Below are 20,900 nucleotides of genomic sequence, written 5' to 3' on the forward strand. Positions count from 1 at the left end.
ACTATTCATGACTTGTCTGGCGGCGGAATAATTCGTTTCAGCAGATTGAAAATAGCTTGGGAAAGTTTATTTTTGTGTTTATATATTGGCAGTTAGCAATAGACATATTCTTCAATTGAATTGTTATTGTCTGATAGGGAATGAGAGCGGCTGCTGATTATTTTTTGGTCTTTCCGGTGTATTCCGACAGGCTATTTTCAGACCTATTTTATGCTTTATGCCGTTTATTTTGTTTTCACCAGGCTTTATGCCGGATGAGAGAATATGTGGTTTGATGTACAGAGGGTAAATGGATGTTATTGACTAAACGAAAAGTGCCTGGGCTGCTTTGGGGTATGGTCAGCGCGCTCTGGCTGAGCAGTCTATTTCCTTCGTTTTCTGTCCAGGCGGCAAAAACCGCTGCAATCGGCGTAGCTTCGGCACCGACGGATGGTTCTGGGGCCAACGGCCACTCACTGACTGCAGCGTTGCCTGCCGGCGTTTCTCTCCATTATCTATCCGCTTTGAATGCGCTCTATGCACAACGGCATATGTTGCCATTGTGGCGCGATCACCGTGCGGTCAACGCGTTTCAGCAGCAGTTGGCGGAAGTGGCGTTGTCCGGCGTTCAACCTCAATTTACCACCTGGGTCACTTGGCTGACCGATCCCAAACTGACGGGGATTGGGCGGGACGCCGTGTTGTCTGATGCATTGCTTGGTTATATGCAATTTGTCGCCGGGGTGGAGAAGAACGGTAGTCATTGGCTGTACGGCAATGTGTCTTATACGCTGGCTGCGCCGCCATCCAGCATGGTTGCCCAGTGGCAGCAAGCCATTCATGAGGGCAGTAGCGCGGCATTTGTTGCGTCGCTGGCTCCCCGGCATTCGCAATATGCCAAGATGCATCAGGCGTTAAAGGACATGCTGACGGATAACCGTCCGTGGCCTCGTTTGGTGCTCGGCGAGACGTTACGTCCCGGTGATGAGAGCCCGGCGTTGCCGGTATTGCGGGATATTCTGTTGCGGACAGGCGCGCTGAATCAGGGCAATGTTTCCATGCCGCTGTTCAATGAGGCTCAGCCTTCTGGGCCAGAGGCGTTGCGGTATGACGGGGAATTGGTTGAGGCCGTTAAACGGTTTCAACGTCTGCAAGGGTTGCAGGATGACGGGTCGATTGGCAAGCGCACGCGCGATTGGTTGAATGTTTCATCGCAAACCCGCGCGACCCTGTTGGCGCTGAATATTCAGCGTCTGCGTCTGGTGCCGGATAATGTGAATACCGGTATTATGGTGAATATTCCTAACTATTCATTGAGTTATTACCTGAATGGATCGGTTATTCTCTCGTCCCGGGTCATCGTTGGGCAGCCCAAACGTAAAACGCCGTTGATGAGCAGTTCTCTCAGCAATGTGGTGATGAACCCGCCGTGGAACGTCCCGACGACATTGACGCGGCAGGATATTATTCCCAAGGTGATTCAGGATCCCGCCTATTTGCAAAAACACGGGTATGTGCTGTTGTCCGGCTGGAGCGAGGATGCACAGCAGATCGACCCCGCTATGATTGACTGGCCGATGGTGAGCGCGAACAATTTTCCTTACCGGCTGCGCCAGGCCCCCGGGGACAATAACTCGTTGGGGCGTTATAAGTTCAATATGCCGAATACCGATGCCATCTATTTGCACGATACGCCGAATCATAATCTGTTTCAGAAAGACATCCGGGCATTGAGCTCTGGTTGTGTTCGTGTCAACAAAGCATCAGAACTGGCCGCGTTATTGCTGCAGGATGCCGGATGGAATAATGCGCGCATCTCTTCAACGCTGGAGCAGGGCAATACGACGTATGTTTCCATTCGTCAGCGGATACCGGTCAATTTTTATTATCTGACCGCATGGGTGGCAGATGATGGCAAACCCCAATTTCGCACAGATATTTACAATTATGACGATACCGTCAAATCCGGTGTTTCGGCGCTATCCCGGGCCGGGTTGCTGTTGCAGTAAGTACCGGGAATTCGAGTGATTCCTGAGTGAGCGTTTGATTGATGGGAGCGGTGATGCCGCTCCCAGTGTTTTATTGTGAAAATAAAGCGGGTTGACGGGTGTTATCGGGGACGTTAAGGTTCGTTGCGGTGCATTAATGCCCCGCTTCATTATTATGTTTCTTTTATTTTCTGGCCCAGGGTAATGCTCTTTTATGGAACATATTGATAATCATCGACGCAAATGGTTGGCGCTTGGCGGCGCAGCGTTAGGGATTGCACTATTGCCTGACCAGTCGCTGGCTTCTCTGTCCACGTCCCGTCCCCGTATGCTTACCTTAAATAATCTCAATACCGGGGAGCATCTTAAAGCCGAGTTTTTTGACGGACGCCGTTATAACAAGGATGAGCTTGCCAGACTGAACCATTTCTTCCGGGATTATCGTGCCAATAAGATAAAAACTATCGACCCTAAATTATTCGAGCAGTTGTATCGGTTGCAGGTAATGTTGGGAACCCAGCGGCCGGTACAGCTTATCTCTGGTTATCGTTCTCACAATACCAATGAAGACCTGCGAGCCAGCAGTAAGGGTGTGGCAAAGCAAAGCTACCATACGCAGGGGAAAGCCGTGGATTTCCATATTGAAGGCGTGCAGTTGGCCAATATCCGTAAGGCCGCGTTGAAACTGGGCGCTGGCGGTGTGGGGTATTATCCGCAAAGCAATTTTGTTCATATTGATACCGGCCCGGCGCGTACCTGGTAATAAAAATGGTGATGTAGGAGAGCAGGGCGATGTGCAGGGGGCTGGCATCGTTATTCGCTGAGGTAAACAAAGCTGTATGAAATACCAAATTATTCCCGTTACGGCGTTTAGCCAGAATTGTACTTTGTTATGGTGTGAAAAAACCCTTCAGGCGGCGATCGTCGATCCTGGCGGGGAAGCGGAAAAGATTATTCGCGGTGTTGAACAGGTAGGCGTTACCGTCAAACAGATTTTATTGACGCATGGCCATCTGGATCATGTCGGTGCGGCGGTGACGCTGGCTGAGCATTATCAGGTTCCGGTCATTGGCCCACAGGAGGCTGATGCTTTTTGGTTAAATGGGCTGCCGGCGCAGAGTCGAATGTTTGGTCTACAGGATTGTCCGCCTCTGGTTCCGGCCCGCTGGCTGCAGGATGGTGATCGCATCAGTGTTGGCGAATGTGTCATGACGGTGCTGCATTGCCCAGGGCATACGCCGGGGCACGTAGTCTTTGTCGATGAACAGGCGAGGTTGGCCCAAGTCGGCGATGTTCTTTTCCGCGGCGGCGTGGGGAGAAGCGATTTTCCCGGTGGCAACCATGACGCGCTGATTAATTCGATACAAACCCAGTTGTTTCCATTAGGCGATGATATTACGTTTATCCCCGGCCATGGCCCGACCTCGACATTCGGTGAGGAAAGGCGGACAAACCCGTTTGTCCGGGATATGTGATAGTTATCAACGACAGTGATATGCCCGGTTGTGGAAAAGAAAAAGCCAGCGAACTCTCGCTGGCTTTTTGCTGCCGTTTTTAACTCCCAGTTCAGGAGGCGGTCTACTGCCTTACAGCACGGCAACGATGGCTTCGCACAGCGGAGCCATATTTCCCGGTGTCATTCCGGCCACATTAATCCTGCCGGAATTAACGGCGTAAATACCAAACTCATTGCGCAGACGAATCACCTGATCTTTATTCAGACCACTGAACGAGAACATACCGTTCTGGTGAGTGATAAAGGAAAAATCCTGCTGAGCACCTTTTTCTTGCAGTGTATTGACGAACAATTGACGCATGCGATGAATACGTTCGCGCATCGCGGTCAGCTCTTGCTCCCAAAGACCACGCAGAGCGTCGTTCGACAGAATGGTGGCGACGACAGCAGCGCCGTGTGACGGCGGGTTAGAGTAGTTGGCGCGAATAGCGGCCTTCACCTGGCTAAAGGCAGTATCGGCGGTAGCGGCATCTTCCGCCACGATTGTACAGGCGCCGACACGTTCGTTGTACAAACCAAAATTCTTCGAATAGGAGCTGGCGACGATAAGTTCCTTATGGCTGGCGGCAAAGATACGCAAACCTTCCGCATCTTCATCCAAACCCCTGGCAAAGCCTTGATAGGCGAAGTCAAACAATGGCAACCAGCCTTTTTCCAGTGAAAGCTTCGCCAGTTGTGACCACTGTTCCCGCGTCGGATCGATACCGGTGGGGTTATGGCAACAGCCGTGGAACAGTACCACATCACCTGCTTGCGCTGCGCTGAGAGAAGAAATCAGGCTATCGAAATCCAGCGTATGATTCTCTGCGTCGTAATAAGCGTAATCGCAGACTTCCAGCCCGACAGCGGAAAACACATTTTTGTGGTTCGGCCAACTGGGGTTGCTTACCCAGATTCGTTTGGCGCTGGTTTGTTTGGCGATAAAATCTGCCGCGACTCTCAGCCCACCGGTTCCTCCCGGTGTTTGGGCGGTACGGGCGCGCTTATTGGCGATGATGTCACTTTGTTTGCCGAACAACAGCTCCTGAGTACAGCGAGCAAATTCAGGCAAGCCGTCAATACCCAGATAATTTTTTGTCGTTTCGGTTTCCAGCAGCAGTTGCTCGGCTTTTTTTACGCTGGTCAGTACCGGGGTTTTTCCGGTTTCATCTTTATAAACGCCTATCCCGAGATTGATTTTATGAGGGCGGTCATCGGCACGGAAAAGATCAGACAATCCGAGGATCGGGTCAGCGGGCGCGGCAGAAATTTTTTCAAACATTGCGAGGTAATTCCCTGACTGAGAGTAAGCAGAATTAGCAGGGTACCGCCAGTATCTGGCTTTGCCAACCGTTTGCATCAAAAGATGTAGAAATAATTGGGGAATAAAATATGAAGGGAGAACAGGTAAAAAGTGGACGCAAATAATGAAAAAACAAAGACAGGGCTCGCCCTGTCTTTGCACAGCATCACGTAAGTGAAACTGGATTAGAACTGGTAAACCACACCAACAGCGACGCGGTCGTCGGTTGCCATTTTGTAGACATTGCTGCTGCTCAGCAGGTTCATGTCATACTCGGTATAAGTTGAGAAGTTCTTGTTGAAGGAGTAGCTCACGCCGTAGCTGATATATTTAGAGGTGTAGTCGTTCAGAGACAGTGTGTCGTCTTTTGCTTTAGCAGAAACGTAGGCGATGCTCGGTTTCAGGCCGAAGTCAAATGCATACTGAGCAACAAGTTCAAAAACCTGAGTTTTATCAAATGCAGCACTGGCTGCTGTTCCCGTACGGGTTGTTCCGTTTTTGAAACCGCTGGAACCGATATAGGACACATTGCGGTATTCGCCGTAGGTTGCCGCTAAATAGATGCTGTTTGCATCATATTTCAGACCTGTAGCCCATACTTCGGCGGAGTCGCCACGACCATCAGCAACCTGAGTTTGAGTGCGGTTGGCTTCAGCGTATGAAGCGATGGCACTAACGCCAAATGGCGTGGTGTAGGAGGCGGAAGTTGCCCAGCCTGCGCCAGTCTGTTTTGCAACGTTAGTAGAGTCAGTGTGTGCTGACTGATAGCTCAGACCAAAATTCAGGCCTTTAACCAGACCAAAGAAGTCTTTGTTGCGGTAGTTGGCAACACCAGAATTACGACCAGTCAGACCATCAGTGTAGCCAGAATCACCGCCCCACTCAGGCAGTACGTCGGTATAAGAGATACCGTCGTAGGAAACGTTTTTGTTACGGCCGTAATCCAGCGAGCCGAAGTTGGCAAACTTCAGACCAGCATAGGAATAACGGGTTTTGCTGCTGGCAACGTTACCAGTGCTTTCTTCAGTTTTTGATGCATTGAACTGGTATTCAAAACGGCCATAGCCAGTCAAGTCGCTGTTGATTTTGGTTTCGCCCAGGAAACCTAAGCGAGCATAGGTCTGGTCGCCAGAGTTGTTAGAATCCTTGGAGAAATAGTGCAGACCGTCGATTTTACCGTTCAGATCCAGCTTATTGCCGTCTTTATTGTAAACTTCGGCGGCATTGGCTGCGCCAGCAGCCAACAGAGCCGGGATAACCACTGCAAGAATATTGCGCTTCATCATTATAAATACCCTCATTGTATTGTTTTGCCCCGGTCGCATTAAAACAGATAACTCTTAATGGAACTTCTTTTATGCGCCGGTGTCTTGTGTGTCCGAAGGCAGTGTTCCATTCATACTGATGTTTATCCATCGCACAAATGATTCCATTGTCGAGTATGTGAAACACTATGTTTTTATATGTATCCAAATATTAATTTTGAGGTGTGTCACATTCGAAAAACATGAGGTTTTATAGATAACGCTCTGATTTAAGAAAAAAACACGTAATATTCATTTTTAATCATATGGTTATAAGTTTTTCTTGTAATAGAAAATACGTATAACTGACACGGATAATTCATCTAAAGTCTGTATTTTGGTCATGAATGACGAATAAATTAGCCAAGTGCAAGTTTTCGATAATTTCCGATCCTTTTGTCTGTGAAACTATTGTATGCATGACAGGATCGGTAGCGCGTACAACATTCAGATAGGCAGTAAAGAAAAGAAGTAGGTAGTAAAGAGCAGAGGGTAAGCGGTTGTTGTCGTCATGGAAGGAAAATAAAAAACGCCAGCCGATTCTATCGACTGACGTTTGTCTTAACACAGCCTCAAGAGGCTGGTGGATAATCAGAACTGATAAACAACGCCAACGGCAACACGGTCATTCGTTGCTAAGCCGTATTGATTGCTGTCTTTCAGCAGGTTGATATCGTATTCAGTGTAAGTTGAGAAGTTTTTGTTGAAAGCGTAGGTCAGACCCAAGCTAACATATTTGGTGATGTAATCGTCAGTATGGACTGCAGCAGTTTCATCCAAGCCTTTGGCTGAAACGTAACCGATAGACGGTGACAGGCCAAAATCAAAGTTGTACTGAGCAACCGCTTCAAAGACTTTGGTCTTGTCGAATGCAGTGCTGGCGCTGTATGTTGCAGTGTTGCTGAAACCACTGTTGCCGACATAGGACAGATTGCGGTATTCACCATAAGTCGCTGCGACATAGATGTTGTTAGCATCGTATTTCAGACCAGTCGCCCACCCTTCAGCTGTTTCACCACGTGCATCAGCAGTCTGAGCTTGGGTACGCTGTGCTTCGGTATATGAACCGATCACACCAACACCGATGGGTGATGTGTAGCTGGAAGAAATCGCCCAACCAGCACCCGTTTGTTTGGCAAGGTTTGTAGAATCTTGATGCGCGGATTGATAACCCAGAGCAAAGTCCCAACCATCAACCAGACCGAAGAAGTTTTTGTTGCGGTAAGTGGCAACACCTGCGTTACGACCAGTCAGGTTATCGGTGTAACTCTGATCACCACCAAACTCCGGCAGAACGTCGGTATAAGAAATACCGTCATAACCTACTGCGCGATTACGGCCGTAATCCAGAGAACCAAAGTCGCCAAATTTCAGACCGGCATAGGCATAACGGGTTTTGCTTTGTCTGGCATTGGTGTCTTCAGCATTCTGAGCATTGAACTGATATTCAAAACGACCATAACCGGTCAGATCGCTGTTGATTTTGGTTTCGCCCAGGAAACCCAAACGAGCGTAGGTCTGATCGCCAGAGTTGCCAGAATCCTTGGAGAAGTAGTGCAAACCAACAACTTTACCATTCAGGTCCAGCTTGTTGCCGTCCTTGTTGTACACTTCGGCAGCGTTAGCTGCGCCTGCCGCCAGCAGAGCCGGGATTACCACTGCAAGAATATTGCGCTTCATCATCATTACCCTCATTGGTTTTCTTCAGACATCTTTCCCACTGTTTAAAAAACCTTACGGAACTTTCTATGTGGTTCAGATGTCATCCTGTGTCTGCACGCAGTTTTCCATTCACTCGTTCGTTAATCTACCGTTAAAATGATACCAAGTTCGAAAACGAGTAAATTTTAGAAAAATTTAATGTCAAAATGTAAATATTCGGGAACTTTCTGAATGTACTCTGACATAACAAAAAGGGCTCCCATAAGGAACCCTTCTTTTTTTTACAGCTATTTGTTTTTCTTATCTTCTTCTGACATTAGAAGCTGGCATTACGTGGAGTGCGCGGGAAAGGAATCACATCACGCACATTTTGAACGCCGGTAACATAAGCGATAAGACGTTCAAATCCGAGGCCGAACCCAGAGTGTGGAATGGTGCCGTAACGGCGCAGATCGCGATACCACCAGTAATCTTCTTTATTCAGGCCCATTTCTTCCAGGCGGGCATCCAACTGTTGCAAACGCTCTTCGCGTTGAGAGCCCCCGATGATTTCGCCGATGCCCGGCGCCAAGACATCCATGGCGGCAACGGTTTTACCATCGCTGTTCATTCGCATATAGAACGCTTTGATGTCTTTCGGGTAATTTTTCACTACCACCGGCGCTTTGAAATGTTTCTCTGCCAGATACCGTTCATGTTCTGAAGAGAGGTCGATTCCCCAAGAGACCGGGTTTTCAAAAGATTGCCCTGAATTTTGCAAAATTGTGATGGCATCGGTGTAATCGACCTGGGCGAAGTCTGAATGGATAAAACGCTCCAGACGCTCAACCGCTTCTTTGTCGACACGCTCGGCAAAGAACGCCATGTCATCTGCCCGCTCTTCAAGCACGGCTTTGAACACAAATTTCAACATGTTTTCTGCCAGCGCTGCGATATCGTCCAGCGACGCGAAAGCAACTTCCGGCTCAATCATCCAAAACTCAGCCAGATGGCGGCTGGTGTTAGAGTTTTCCGCCCGGAAAGTCGGGCCGAAGGTATAGATTTTAGACAGCGCACAGGCGTAAGTTTCGCCGTTGAGCTGGCCGGATACCGTCAGAAATGCTTCCTTACCGAAAAAGTCCTCGCCGAAGTCCACTTTACCATTTTCGGTACGGGGCAAATTCTCCAAATCCAACGTGGATACACGGAACATTTCTCCAGCACCTTCGGTATCTGACGCGGTAATCAGCGGAGTGGATACCCAATAGAAACCATTCTGATGGAAGAAACGGTGAATAGCCTGTGCCAACGTGTGGCGTACACGCGCTACGGCGCCAATCAGATTGGTGCGAGGGCGCAGGTGAGCCACTTCGCGCAGATATTCGATACTGTGGCGCTTCGCGGCCATTGGATACGTATCGGGGTCGTCAACCCAACCGACGACGGCGACATGGGTGGCTTGTAACTCAAAGCTTTGGCCTTCTCCCGGGGATTCGACCACGTTGCCGGTGACTTCCACCGAACAGCCGGTCGTCAGGCGGAGAATCTCACTCTGATAATTGTCCAGATGATTATTGACGACAGCCTGTAGCGGATTAAAGCAGGAACCGTCGTAGACGGCGATGAAAGAAATACCGGCTTTAGAGTCTCTCCGGGTACGCACCCAGCCGCGCACGGTGACTTCGCTGTCAACGGCAACACGGCCTTGCAGTACGTCGACTACAGGCACAACGCTCATAACATTCTCTCTGTTGGCAAATTAGGTTGATAAATATCCGTGCCCCAGAAACGGGCGTTTCGATATGTTACTTGTCGTCCGGCAGGACACAAGCAGAAATAGCAGGAAGGCGCCAAGTTTTGCGTGATTGCCAATGTGTCGGCTTAAAGATTACCCAATCGCCGCCGCTTTGGCGTCTATCGCAATCCGGCGCTAAATAATGGCGCCATATTGTGAAGCGGCAATCCGGTAGGCATTACGCCGGGTGTGATAATGCGGATGTTCGGAAGAATACATATATAGAAGAAGGAAACTGCATCCGAGGTCTGCTCTATATATAAAGAAGGCGCATAGCGATGAAGGAAACTTTGTCTGAGGTCTCCTCGATATGAGAAGAGAGCCGTCTCATCCAAAGTCGCCTCCTACTATAGAAGAGAGATTCTGCGTGTGTTCGCAAGGAAGTCAGGAAGCCTTTCTAATTTTGGGCAGATCGAACGCCTTGCGCAATGCGCTGACAAACGCCTGATCCTGACAAATCGTTTTTCCCGGGCTGTCGGAGAGTTTTGCCACAGGGCGACCGTTGCACTCTACCAGTTTGATGACGATGTTCAGCGGTTTGATGCCGGGAATATCGCATGTCAGCCGGGTGCCGATGCCAAACGTGACATTAACGCGCGGGTCGAAGTGACGATAAAGATTTAGCGCTTTTTCCAGATTGAGATTGTCGGAGAACACCAGCGTCTTGGTCAGAGGGTCGATGCCCAGCGCCTCATAATGGGCAATGGCTTTCTCTCCCCATTCGACCGGGTCGCCGGAGTCATGACGCAGCCCCTGATAATGGCGGGCGAAATATTCGTCAAAATCTCGCAGAAATGCATCCATGGTGATGCAGTCGGTCAAGGCAATGCCGAGCTGGTTCGGGTATTCCCGCAGCCAGGCTTCGAGCGCTGCGCGTTGGCTGTTGGCCAGTATCGGGCTGATCTGCTGGTGGGCCTGGAACCACTCGTGAGCCTGCGTACCGACCGGCGTCAACTGTAGACGACGCGCCAGATCGTAGTTACTGGTGCCGATCAGGTAGGGAAATTCATCTTTGAGCGTATTGACGATGTGCTGTTGCACGTCGCGGGAAAAACGCCGGCGAGTACCGAAATCCATCAAACGGAAACGATGCAGATCCACATTTTCGCTGAGCTGACGGAACCGCTGCAGGTTGCTGTGCAATTGGTTGATTGCCGCCTGGAGATGATCGCCGGGAGAGCGTACCTGGTGGACAACTTCGCTGATCACGGCCAGCAACGGCACTTCCCAGAGAATGACTTCACGCCAGGGGCCGGTAATGCGGACATCCAATTTGCCGTGGCGGTTGACAATATGAACCTGGCGCGGATCGAAGCGGAATGACCGCAACCAGTCAAGATAATCCGATTTGAAAAACGGCAGTGATGATAAGTAGGCAAGTTCGTCCTGGCTGAGCGCCAGCTGGCTCATGGCCTCGACTTGTGTGCGGATTTCATCCGCATAACTCCCTAACAGCGCATCGTCACGGCAACGGAATTCGGCGGCGACGTCGACATCATAATAATGGTGGAAGACCGCCTGTTGCATATGAAGTTTGTAGGCATCCGTATCCAGCAGTGACGTCAATATCGGGGAAGAGTGTGAAGTCATAATGCGTTACCGCATCCTTGTTTAATACTGTTTACTGACATGACAACCCGCGCAATGATGCGGACTATCTGTTTACTGGCGCTTATCACATCATATCGGGGCGGTGAAGGCGAGATTCAATCGTGCGATTGTGACAAAAAAGTATCTGTTTTTGCCGCTGTTTTAACATTACTCATTGAATAACAATGTTTTTTATACTAAACACGTAAATGAGATAAATTCTCAGCAATAGCGTGCTGAACGGTGACAAGGGGAAAGTTTGCAATCCGCCATACTCTTCCCTTTAATAGACGTAACAGGCTGTCATATAACGGAACTGTGTAATAAACAGGCGATTAATGACGTAAAAGCGTACTCTCTGTCTGGAAGGGGAGACTTCCGGGTTGATGCCGCTGCTGTTTACCTCAGTTGACGATAAGCGCGGGGAAGAACAGGTCGTCTGGTCGGCGTGCGTTTCGCGTCGGCGTCGCGCAGATGAAACGTAATCACGTTGTTAACGCCAGGTCAAATAAGGCGCGCCTGTCAATATTATTTCATGCCATAAAGGTAACGAATGATGAGTCAACAGCCACAAATAAAATATCGGCACGATTATCGTGCACCGGATTACACCATCACGGATATTGCACTGGCGTTTGATCTGCACCCGGAGAAAACCCGTGTAGTGGCTACCAGCCAGGTCGTGTTGCAAGGGGAAAAAGGGGCGGCACTGAAGCTGGATGGTGAAGGGCTGACGCTGACCGGGGTCAGTGTCGACGGCACACCCTGGGCTGATTATGGTGTACAGGAGAATGGGTTAACGCTAAACAATCTGCCGGAAAAATTCACGCTGCGGATTGAAACGGAAATCAGCCCGGCCGCCAACAGCGCGCTGGAAGGGCTGTATCAGTCAGGCGATGCACTGTGTACCCAGTGTGAGGCGGAAGGCTTCCGGCACATCACCTATTATCTGGATCGCCCGGATGTGCTGGCGCGTTTTACTACTCGCATCACTGCGGATAAAGCACGCTACCCGTATCTGCTTTCCAACGGCAATCGCGTGGCGCACGGCGAACTGGACGACGGCCGCCACTGGGTGGAATGGCGGGATCCGTTCCCGAAGCCTTGCTATCTGTTTGCGCTGGTGGCGGGCGATTTTGATGTGCTACGTGATAGTTTCACCACCCGCTCCGGCCGCGACGTGGCGCTGGAGCTGTATGTCGATCGCGGCAATCTCGACCGTGCCGGGTGGGCGATGACCTCGCTGAAGAACGCCATGAAGTGGGACGAACAGCGTTTCGGCCTCGAATACGATCTCGATATCTATATGATCGTGGCGGTGGATTTCTTCAATATGGGGGCGATGGAGAATAAAGGGCTCAACATCTTTAACTCCAAATACGTGCTGGCCAAGGCGGAAACCGCGACCGACAAGGATTATCTGGGTATTGAAGCGGTGATTGGTCATGAGTATTTCCACAACTGGACCGGCAACCGTGTGACCTGCCGCGACTGGTTCCAGCTCAGCCTGAAAGAAGGGCTGACGGTGTTCCGCGATCAGGAATTCAGTTCCGATTTGGGCTCCCGCCCCGCCAATCGCATCGATAACGTGCGTGTCATGCGCGGCGCGCAGTTTGCCGAAGACGCCAGCCCGATGTCGCACCCGATCCGTCCGGATCAGGTTATCGAAATGAACAACTTCTACACCCTGACCGTGTATGAAAAAGGGTCGGAAGTGATTCGGATGATGCATACCCTGTTAGGTGAGGAGAACTTCCAGGCCGGGATGCGCCTTTACTTCGATCGCCATGACGGCAGCGCCGCGACCTGCGACGACTTCGTGCAGGCGATGGAGGATGCGTCCAATATCGACCTGTCGCAGTTCCGCCGTTGGTACAGCCAGTCCGGAACGCCGGTGGTCAGCGTGCGTGATGAATACGATGCCGCCGCCCAGCAGTATCGCCTGCATGTCAGCCAGACGACGCCGGTCGGCGCCGACAAACAGCCCAAGCTACCGCTACACATCCCGCTGGATATCGAACTTTATGATGCGGATGGGCAGGTCATTCCACTGCGCCATCAAGGCCAGCCGGTGGGATCGGTGCTGAATATCACCGAGGCGGAGCAGACGTTTGTTTTTGAACAGGTGCCAGTCCAGCCGGTGCCGTCTTTATTGAGAGAGTTCTCTGCGCCGGTAAAACTGAATTATGCCTGGAGTGATACGCAACTGGCGTTCCTGATGCGTCATGCCAGCAATGATTTCTCCCGCTGGGATGCGGCGCAAAGCCTGCTGGCGGGGCATATTCGGTTGAATGTGGCGCGCCATCAGCAACAGCAACCGTTGTCGTTACCGCTGCATGTGGTGGATGCGTTTCGCGGCGTGCTGCTGGATGAGCAGTTGGATCCGATGCTGGCCGCGCAGATCCTGTCGCTGCCGAGCGAAAATGAAATGGCGGAGCTGTTCGATACCATCGACCCGGAAGCGATTGCCGCGGTACGCCATGCGCTGACGCAAACGCTGGCGCAGGAAATGGCGGATGAGTGGCTGGCCGTTTATCGCGCCAACAAGACCACGGAATACCGCATTGAGCAGCGGGATATGGGGAAACGGGCGCTGCGCAATGTCTGCCTGCACTATCTGGCGTTTGCCGATCGCACTCAGGCCGATACGCTGATCGCCGCGCAGTTTACCGCAGCGGACAACATGACCGATTCGCTGGCGGCGCTGGCGGCGTCGGTTGCCGCGCAGTTGCCTTGCCGTCAAACATTGATGGCGGCGTTTGACGAACGCTGGCATCAGGATGGCCTGGTGATGGACAAATGGTTTACGTTGCAAGCCACCAGCCCGGCGCCGGATGTGTTAGCCAGGGTTCGCGAGCTGCTGAATCACCGTTCGTTCAGCCTGAACAACCCGAACCGGCTGCGCTCGCTGGTCGGCGCATTCTGCGCCAGCAATCCGTCGGCGTTCCATGCCAACGATGGCAGCGGCTACCAGTTCCTGACCGAGATGCTCAGCGATTTGAACACCCGCAACCCGCAGGTCGCAGCGCGGTTAATTGAGCCGTTGATTCGCCTCAAACGTTACGACAGCAACCGTCAGGCGTTGATGCGTCAGGCGCTGGAAACCCTCAAAGGGTTGGAAAACCTCTCCGGCGATCTGTTTGAGAAAATCACCAAAGCGCTGGATGCCTGAACGACGGAATGATGTTGTTGATGGTTGAGAAAAAGACGCCCCGTGCATGGCATGGTGCGTCTTTCTATTGGCCGTCACCGGTTTGAGCGCGGTGGTCTTCTCTTATGCAGAAAGGCTTCCGGAACACGCGCCTCCCTGTATGCGTTCCGGCCATCCAGCGGCTTAACGGGGCATATTGTCGCTTGATACACGGCGATCATTCATGACGACGGCATGGTAAAACCGCCGTCGCCGGGTCTTATCCCCCCGCCCATGCCGATGCTAACGGCGGCTTGCCTTGGCTGTTCGGGCTCAAAATCCGCTCCAGCACCTGCGCTTCCAGCTCTGCCAGCCGGGCGGAGCCACGGCGGCGCGGGCGCGGCAGGTCAATCGCCACATCCAGCCCAACCTGGCCTTGTTCGATCAGGATCACCCGGTCGGCCAGCGCGACGGCTTCGCTGACGTCGTGAGTAACCAGTAAAACGGTAAATCCCTGTTGCAGCCACAGCGATTCAATCAACCCTTGCATCTCGATACGGGTCAGCGCATCCAGCGCGCCCAGCGGCTCATCCAATAATAACAGCCCCGGTCGATGGATCAGCGCGCGTGCCAGCGCCACCCGCTGTTTTTGCCCGCCGGACAGGGCGGCGGGCCAGTCGTTAGCGTGCGAGGACAAACCGACGGCGTTCAGCGCCTGATGCGCGGCCGTGCGCCAGTCGCCGCGCAATCCCAGCCCAACGTTGTCGATCACCCGTTTCCACGGCAGTAAACGGGCATCCTGAAACATCAGCCGGATATCGTCACGCGCCTGATGCAATGGCGCGCGGCCTGCCAGCAACTCCCCGTGGCTGGCTTGCTCCAACCCGGCGAGTAACCGCAGCAGGGTACTTTTGCCGCAGCCGCTGCGCCCGACCACGGCGATAAACTGACCGGCCGGGACGCGCAACTGGATATTTTTCAGCACAGTGCGATGGGCATAACGCTTGGTGACGTTATCGATGAGCAGTGGCGTACCGGCATTAAGGCGCGCCGGCGTGGGGATGCGGGATGTTGCCGTACTGAATGTCATGCGTGTTCCTCCGGTGTTTGCCAACTGGGGTGCCAGCGCAACCAGATGCGTTCCAGCGCCAGCGCGATAACGTCCGCCAGCTTGCCCAGCAGGGCATAGAGAATGATTGCCACCACCACCACATTGGTTTGCAGAAACTCGCGGGCGTTCATTGCCAGATAACCGATACCGGCGTTGGCGGAGATGGTTTCCGCCACAATTAACGTCAGCCACATCAGGCCGAGCGAAAAACGCACGCCGACCATGATCGAAGGCAACGCGCCGGGCAGCAGCACCTCGCGAAACAGCCGGAAACCAGACAAACCATAGCTGCGCGCCATTTCCAGCAGGCCGCTGTCGATATGGCGGATGCCGTGATACGTGTTGAGGTAGATGGGGAATAACGTGCCGAGCGCCACCAGAAAAATCTTGGCGCTTTCGTCAATGCCGAACCACAGGATCACCAGCGGGATCAACGCCAGATGCGGCACATTGCGCAGCATCTGGATTGAGGTATCCAGCAGCCGTTCGCCGGTACGGGATAAGCCGGTGATAAAACCCAGCGTCAACCCCAGCGCGCCGCCGATCGCAAACCCGGTCAACGCCCGCCAGGTGCTGATGCTGAGGTGCTGCCACAGTTCGCCGCTGCGGGTGAGCCGCCAAAAGGTGACGGCAATCGCTTCCGGCGAAGGCAGGATCCGGGTAGAAAGCCAGCCGGCGCGGGACGCCAGTTGCCAGCCTGCGACCAACAATAGCGGCAGCAACCAGGGTGTCAGGCGTGCGGTGACGAGTGTTATTGTCTTGCGCATATGGCCGACCTTAGCTTTGAGCGGCTTTCAGCAACGGGACAAACTCATTACCGACGATTTCACCCGTAGCACCAAGCGACCGAGGTTGCGGTATATCAGGGATCGCGACATCCAGATGTGGGAACAGCAGTTCGGCCACGTGGTAGGCTTCCTCCAGATGGGGATACCCAGACAGCACAAAGGTGTCGATGCCCAGATCGGCATATTCCTGAATACGCTGCGCGACCGTTTGCGGATCGCCCACTAGCGCCGTACCGGCGCCGCCGCGCACCAGACCGATACCGGCCCACAGGTTGGGGCTGATTTCCAGATGATCGCGTCGACCGCCGTGCAGTGCCGCCATACGCTGTTGTCCGACCGAGTCAAACCGCTTCAGCGACGCCTGTGCCTGGGCGATGGTGTCGTCGTCCAGCCGGGAGATCAGTCGTTCGGCGGCTTGCCAGGCTTCCTGACTGGTTTCCCGCACGATGACATGCAAGCGGATGCCGAAGCGCACGCTGCGCCCCTGCGCGGCGGCCTTGGCCCGCACGCGATCCAGCTTTTCTTTCACCTGTGCCGGCGGCTCGCCCCAGGTGAGGTAGAGGTCTACCTGTTCGGCGGCCAGATCCAGCGCTGCGTCGGACGAACCGCCAAAATAGAGCGGCGGATGCGGTTGTTGCACTGGTGGATAGTGCAATCTGGCACCTTTCACTTGAATATGTTTACCGTCGTAGTCGACGCTTTCCCCCGCCAGCACTCGCCGCCAGATGCGAGTGAACTCGGCAGAGGCTTCGTAACGCGCAGCGTGATCGAGGAATAAACCTTCGGCGGCCAGCTCGTCGGGATCGCCGCCAGTGACCAGATTGAACAGTGCGCGACCGTTGGAAAGCCGGTCCAGCGTCGCTGCCTGACGCGCCGCCAGCGTCGGCGACACAATCCCGGGGCGCAGCGCCACCAGAAAGCGCAGCCGTTGGGTGACGCTTATCAACGAGGCCGCCACCAGCCAGGAGTCCTCGCAAGAGCGCCCGGTGGGGATCAACACGCCGCCGAAGCCGAGCCGGTCGGCCGCCTGAGCAATTTGCTGTAAGTAGCCGTAATCAACCGAGCGGGCGCGCTCTCCTTTACCAAAATAGTGGCCGTCGCCATGGGTAGGCAGAAACCAGAACATATTCAGACTCATCGTCTTCGTCTCCGTGAAATGGGCCGGTGGGTTATTGCGCTGTCGGGGCGCGCCAGATACGGCTGGCGATATCCAGCCGGGTGGGGATCAGGTGATTGTCATAGAACAGATCAGCGGTTCGCTGCTGCGCCTGCAAGGTGCGTTCATCCACCGGCCTGATGAGGGTAATGGGGCGATGGTCGAAATAGCTGCCGATCACCGCCTCGGGCAACCCCATCGCATTAGCCAGCAGAGTGATGCTCTGTTGACGTTGGCTGATGGTTAATGCGTCGGCCTGCGTCAGGGTATGAAGAAATTGCTGCAAAAACGGGCCATACGTCTTGGCATAGCGACGCGAGGCCAGATAAAACGAACCGGTCAGATTCAGGTCGGTGCCGTCGGCCAGCACCCGCACGCCGCCTTGCAGCAGCGCGGCGGAATAGTACGGATCCCAGATCGTCCAGGCATCGACATTACCCTGCTGGAAGGCGGCGCGCGCATCGGCCGGCGTCAGGTAGGCCGGCTGAATGTCGCTAAACGTCAGCCCGGCTTTTTGCAGATTGCGCAGCAGCAGATTATGGGAACTGGAGCCTTTCTGGAACGCGACCTTGCGGCCTTTCAGGTCGGCGACGGTTTTGATTGGGCTCTCGCTCTTGACCAGAATCACTTCGGCTTTAGGTTTCGGCGGTTCTACGCCGATGTAAACCAAATCGGCCCCGGCCGCCTGTGCAAACAATGGCGGAATATCGCCGGTGCTGCCGACATCGATGCTGCCGATGTTGAGCGCTTCCAGCATTTGCGGGCCGGCTGGGAATTCAATCCAACTGATGCGGGTGTTAGGAAACTGTTTTTCCAGCAACTGGTGGGTCTTGGCCAGTACCAGGCTGACCGAACCTTTCTGGTATCCGATGCGCAATTGTGCCGGCGCATCGGTGGATGGTGTTGGCGTATTGGTGGATTGCGCCGCCGACGTGAAGCCCGGTAAGCCAATGACCAGCAGCGCGAAAAGCGTGGCCTTGAACGATGCAAACATGGTGTTTCCTTAAATGGTTGAACGGGGATCATGCACTCCGGCGTAGCGGTTCCGGCTGACGCCGAATCAGCGCCTGCAGAAACTGGTGCAGCGATTCCTTCAGGCGCGCTTCCAGCGCCGCGGTGAAAACCGGCGTGCGGTCGTAGTGGGCGATTTGGCTGTCATCCGCGAATACGCCTTGCAGAATGTCCTGTGCTTTTAGCGCGTTGAGTACCGGTTTCAGGCTGTAGTCCACCGCCAGCATATGGGCGACGGAACCGCCGGTGGACAGAGGCAACACCACTTTATGTTCCAGCGCGCGTTCCGGCAGTATGTCCAGCACCGCTTTCAAGCCGCCGGGAAAGGAGGCTTTGTAGATGGGGGTGGCGATAATCAGGCCGTCGGCGCTGGCGAGTTGCTCGGTGAAGGTGATCAGCGCCGGGCTGTCGAAACGAGCCGCCAGCAGATCTTCCGGTGGAAAGTTATGCAAATGCCAGGGCAGAACATCGACGCCCTGGGATTCCAGCCACTTGCCGGCATGGTGCAGTAAGGCGCTGGAGCGGGAAGGGTAACGGGGACTGCCAGCCAACGTTATAACGCGCATATTGACTCCTTATAACCAAACGTTTTTAGATGCAGCGGATTAATAACATGACGTGTAGTCTGGCAGCGGAAAGAAGGCCCAGAAAATAATTTATTGTGGAATAGAAAGCCGAAATGTGAATAAAAAGTGATCATTAGGGGGCGTCGGTGTGAATAAATCGATGTCGATTGAGGCGGGTGGTTATTTCGCCATGCTGTTCCGGGGTTTTTTGCCTCAGGTCAATTCCCTTTCATTCGATGATGCAGGATAATACCGCCCCGGTTTGCCACCGGGAATTCAGGAGAATTCATGTACCCCCTTATTCGCAAAGCGTTATTCCAGCTCGACCCCGAACGAGCTCATGAATTTACCCTTCAGCAGTTGCGTCGTATTACTCATACCCCGTTCACTTTTCTGGTTCGCCAATCTGTTCCTACCAAACCGGTATCCTGCATGGGATTGTCTTTCCCCAATCCGTTGGGGTTGGCCGCCGGGTTGGACAAGGATGGCGAATGTATCGACGCCTTCGGCGCTATGGGGTTTGGTTTTATTGAAGTGGGCACGGTAACGCCGCGTCCTCAGTCGGGCAATGATAAGCCGCGTTTATTCCGTGTGGTGGAAGCGGAAGGATTAATCAACCGTATGGGTTTCAATAACCATGGGGTGGATAATCTGGTGGAGAATGTCAAAAAATCCCATTTCGGCGGCGTGCTCGGCATCAATATCGGTAAGAATAAAGATACGCCGGTAGAGCATGGGAAAGAGGATTACCTCATCTGTATGGAGAAGGTGTATTCCCACGCCGGATATATTGCCATCAATATTTCTTCGCCGAATACACCTGGGCTGCGGACGCTGCAATATGGCGAAGCGCTGGATGATTTGTTACAAGCGGTAAAAAATAAGCAGGTGGCGCTGAATAACCAATACCAAAAATATGTACCGGTAGCGGTGAAGATTGCACCGGATCTTTCCGAAGAAGAATTGATCCAGATTGCCGACAGCCTGGTGCGTCATAATATTGATGGCGTCATTGCCACCAATACAACGTTGGAGCGGCAATTGATTCAGGGCCTCAATCATTGCGGGCAAACCGGCGGATTAAGCGGCCGCCCCTTGCAACTTCACAGTACAGAAATTATTCGGCGACTGTCTCAGGAATTAAATGGTCGATTGCCGATTATTGGTGTCGGTGGAATTGATTCCGTTATTGCCGCGCGTGAAAAAATAGCGGCAGGCGCCACACTGGTACAGATTTATAGCGGCTTTATTTATCGTGGCCCACGACTGATTAAGGATATTGTTACTCATATCTGATTTTTCGTCCGTTCTCATTTCACCGGGGGGTTTATTTCTCCCCCCGGCTGGTCTATATTTTCTTCGTTTGTGCAAAAATACGTCAGCGCCTTGTCTGATTGACTATTCGGTATGTGGTAATTACCCGGCGAATAACGCTAAGGATAAATAAAGGTAAAACGATGAAATTAATCCCTGACGATAATTGGCGCTGGTATTTCGATGCCGATCAGGCGCGCTTGATGTTGGATTTGGCCAACGGCATGACTTTTCGTTCCCGTTTTTCCGCCACCATGTTGACGCCTGACGCATTTAATCCCAGCGATTTCTGTGTCGAAGACGCCGCGTTGTTTTTTACCTATCAGGAAAAATGTCTGACGTTGAATATCGATGCGCAAGCCAAAGCCGAATTGGTATTAAATGCGCTGGTGGCCAATCGCTTTCTGAAACCGCTGATGCCGAAAAGCTGGCACTTTGCCGCGCTGGGGCATGGCGAATATTGCCCGCAGTTGGGTGAGCTGGTCTGGGTGCGTTTGAACGAACGGCTCGAAGACGCCTGCTTTATGGTGGTGGATACCGGCGACAAGGCCAGCCTGTGCCTGCTGGCGCAGGCAGAGCTGGCGCTCAGCGGTAAAGTCATGGTGCTGGGGGAGGCGATTAAAATCATGCATGATCGGCTTTGCCCGGTTGATGAAGGCGCTGATCACGCGCAGTCGTCACTGCATTTCGCCCACGCCGGGTAATGCCGCCCGGCGCAGGCCGCCGGAT

The 20,900-nt window shown here is 53.1% G+C and carries 16 protein-coding genes; 6 read left to right on the top strand and 10 right to left on the bottom strand.

Annotated elements, in window-relative coordinates:
- Positions 1-293 precede the first annotated feature (293 nt).
- From ldtD to DPA2511_RS08415, 3 genes are all read left to right on the top strand, one after another.
- Positions 294-1,988 carry a L,D-transpeptidase gene (gene ldtD, locus DPA2511_RS08405; protein WP_012765246.1) on the top strand — a complete coding sequence of 565 codons (1,695 nt, stop codon included), beginning with the start codon at positions 294-296 and terminating at the stop codon, positions 1,986-1,988.
- Between the two features lie 193 nt (positions 1,989-2,181).
- Positions 2,182-2,730, top strand: a complete 549-nt coding sequence (locus tag DPA2511_RS08410) for a YcbK family protein (protein WP_012765247.1) — start codon at positions 2,182-2,184, stop codon at positions 2,728-2,730.
- Between the two features lie 76 nt (positions 2,731-2,806).
- A complete protein-coding gene (locus DPA2511_RS08415; RefSeq protein ID WP_012765248.1) occupies positions 2,807-3,442 on the top strand; it encodes an MBL fold metallo-hydrolase in 636 nt (211 codons plus the stop codon).
- A gap of 111 nt (positions 3,443-3,553) precedes the next feature.
- On the opposite strand, the gene DPA2511_RS08420 is transcribed toward DPA2511_RS08415, so the two are convergent.
- The 5 genes from DPA2511_RS08420 to pncB all read right to left on the bottom strand — a co-directional run bounded on the left by DPA2511_RS08420 (position 3,554) and on the right by pncB (position 11,095).
- Positions 3,554-4,744 (bottom strand): amino acid aminotransferase, encoded by a 1,191-nt coding sequence (locus DPA2511_RS08420; RefSeq protein WP_012765249.1) that lies wholly within the window; start codon positions 4,742-4,744, stop codon positions 3,554-3,556.
- A gap of 206 nt (positions 4,745-4,950) precedes the next feature.
- Positions 4,951-6,051, bottom strand: a complete 1,101-nt coding sequence (locus DPA2511_RS08425) for a porin (protein WP_012765250.1) — start codon at positions 6,049-6,051, stop codon at positions 4,951-4,953.
- A gap of 609 nt (positions 6,052-6,660) precedes the next feature.
- A complete protein-coding gene (locus DPA2511_RS08430; protein ID WP_012765251.1) occupies positions 6,661-7,752 on the bottom strand; it encodes a porin in 1,092 nt (363 codons plus the stop codon).
- A 295-nt stretch (positions 7,753-8,047) separates the two neighbouring features.
- Positions 8,048-9,448, bottom strand: coding sequence for an asparagine--tRNA ligase (gene asnS / locus DPA2511_RS08435; protein ID WP_012765252.1), 1,401 nt, complete (start codon positions 9,446-9,448; stop codon positions 8,048-8,050).
- Positions 9,449-9,889: 441 nt separating this feature from the next.
- A complete protein-coding gene (gene pncB / locus DPA2511_RS08440; RefSeq protein ID WP_012765253.1) occupies positions 9,890-11,095 on the bottom strand; it encodes a nicotinate phosphoribosyltransferase in 1,206 nt (401 codons plus the stop codon).
- 556 nt (positions 11,096-11,651) lie between these two features.
- On the opposite strand from pncB, the gene pepN reads away from it, so the two are divergent.
- Positions 11,652-14,267, top strand: coding sequence for an aminopeptidase N (gene pepN / locus DPA2511_RS08450; RefSeq protein ID WP_023638256.1), 2,616 nt, complete (start codon positions 11,652-11,654; stop codon positions 14,265-14,267).
- Positions 14,268-14,505: 238 nt separating this feature from the next.
- Here the strand turns inward: pepN and ssuB are convergent, their stop codons facing one another.
- Genes ssuB through ssuE form a run of 5 tightly spaced genes read right to left on the bottom strand, consistent with a single transcriptional unit; the run spans position 14,506 to position 18,857 of the window.
- Positions 14,506-15,315, bottom strand: a complete 810-nt coding sequence (gene ssuB, locus DPA2511_RS08455; protein ID WP_012765255.1) for an aliphatic sulfonates ABC transporter ATP-binding protein — start codon at positions 15,313-15,315, stop codon at positions 14,506-14,508.
- Positions 15,312-16,103, bottom strand: a complete 792-nt coding sequence (gene ssuC, locus DPA2511_RS08460) for an aliphatic sulfonate ABC transporter permease SsuC (protein WP_012765256.1) — start codon at positions 16,101-16,103, stop codon at positions 15,312-15,314. Before ssuC ends, ssuB begins: the two co-directional genes overlap by 4 nt.
- Before the next feature lie 10 nt (positions 16,104-16,113).
- Positions 16,114-17,262: an FMNH2-dependent alkanesulfonate monooxygenase gene (gene ssuD, locus DPA2511_RS08465; RefSeq protein ID WP_012765257.1), complete on the bottom strand. Its 1,149-nt coding sequence runs from the start codon at positions 17,260-17,262 to the stop codon at positions 16,114-16,116.
- A gap of 31 nt (positions 17,263-17,293) precedes the next feature.
- Positions 17,294-18,274 carry a sulfonate ABC transporter substrate-binding protein gene (locus DPA2511_RS08470; protein WP_012765258.1) on the bottom strand — a complete coding sequence of 327 codons (981 nt, stop codon included), beginning with the start codon at positions 18,272-18,274 and terminating at the stop codon, positions 17,294-17,296.
- Positions 18,275-18,302: 28 nt separating this feature from the next.
- Positions 18,303-18,857, bottom strand: coding sequence for an NADPH-dependent FMN reductase (ssuE, locus tag DPA2511_RS08475; protein ID WP_012765259.1), 555 nt, complete (start codon positions 18,855-18,857; stop codon positions 18,303-18,305).
- Positions 18,858-19,145: 288 nt separating this feature from the next.
- On the opposite strand from ssuE, the gene pyrD reads away from it, so the two are divergent.
- The gene (gene pyrD, locus DPA2511_RS08480) at positions 19,146-20,153 is read left to right on the top strand and encodes a quinone-dependent dihydroorotate dehydrogenase (RefSeq protein ID WP_012765260.1); all 1,008 of its coding nucleotides are present in this window, start codon (positions 19,146-19,148) and stop codon (positions 20,151-20,153) included.
- Between the two features lie 161 nt (positions 20,154-20,314).
- Positions 20,315-20,875, top strand: coding sequence for a cell division protein ZapC (locus DPA2511_RS08485; protein ID WP_012765261.1), 561 nt, complete (start codon positions 20,315-20,317; stop codon positions 20,873-20,875).
- Positions 20,876-20,900: the final 25 nt, after the last annotated feature.

The organism is Musicola paradisiaca NCPPB 2511, assembly GCF_000400505.1.
Taxonomy (GTDB): Bacteria; Pseudomonadota; Gammaproteobacteria; order Enterobacterales; family Enterobacteriaceae; genus Musicola; species Musicola paradisiaca.

Bases quoted from the DNA above. Each gene is read 5' to 3' on its own strand.
- ldtD (WP_012765246.1), top strand. From the start codon at position 294: ATGTTATTGACTAAACGAAAAGTGCCTGGGCTGCTTTGGGGTATGGTC.
- DPA2511_RS08410 (WP_012765247.1), top strand. From the start codon at position 2,182: ATGGAACATATTGATAATCATCGACGCAAATGGTTGGCGCTTGGCGGC.
- DPA2511_RS08415 (WP_012765248.1), top strand. From the start codon at position 2,807: ATGAAATACCAAATTATTCCCGTTACGGCGTTTAGCCAGAATTGTACT.
- DPA2511_RS08420 (WP_012765249.1), bottom strand. From the start codon at position 4,744: ATGTTTGAAAAAATTTCTGCCGCGCCCGCTGACCCGATCCTCGGATTG.
- DPA2511_RS08425 (WP_012765250.1), bottom strand. From the start codon at position 6,051: ATGATGAAGCGCAATATTCTTGCAGTGGTTATCCCGGCTCTGTTGGCT.
- DPA2511_RS08430 (WP_012765251.1), bottom strand. From the start codon at position 7,752: ATGATGAAGCGCAATATTCTTGCAGTGGTAATCCCGGCTCTGCTGGCG.
- asnS (WP_012765252.1), bottom strand. From the start codon at position 9,448: ATGAGCGTTGTGCCTGTAGTCGACGTACTGCAAGGCCGTGTTGCCGTT.
- pncB (WP_012765253.1), bottom strand. From the start codon at position 11,095: ATGACTTCACACTCTTCCCCGATATTGACGTCACTGCTGGATACGGAT.
- pepN (WP_023638256.1), top strand. From the start codon at position 11,652: ATGAGTCAACAGCCACAAATAAAATATCGGCACGATTATCGTGCACCG.
- ssuB (WP_012765255.1), bottom strand. From the start codon at position 15,315: ATGACATTCAGTACGGCAACATCCCGCATCCCCACGCCGGCGCGCCTT.
- ssuC (WP_012765256.1), bottom strand. From the start codon at position 16,103: ATGCGCAAGACAATAACACTCGTCACCGCACGCCTGACACCCTGGTTG.
- ssuD (WP_012765257.1), bottom strand. From the start codon at position 17,262: ATGAGTCTGAATATGTTCTGGTTTCTGCCTACCCATGGCGACGGCCAC.
- DPA2511_RS08470 (WP_012765258.1), bottom strand. From the start codon at position 18,274: ATGTTTGCATCGTTCAAGGCCACGCTTTTCGCGCTGCTGGTCATTGGC.
- ssuE (WP_012765259.1), bottom strand. From the start codon at position 18,857: ATGCGCGTTATAACGTTGGCTGGCAGTCCCCGTTACCCTTCCCGCTCC.
- pyrD (WP_012765260.1), top strand. From the start codon at position 19,146: ATGTACCCCCTTATTCGCAAAGCGTTATTCCAGCTCGACCCCGAACGA.
- DPA2511_RS08485 (WP_012765261.1), top strand. From the start codon at position 20,315: ATGAAATTAATCCCTGACGATAATTGGCGCTGGTATTTCGATGCCGAT.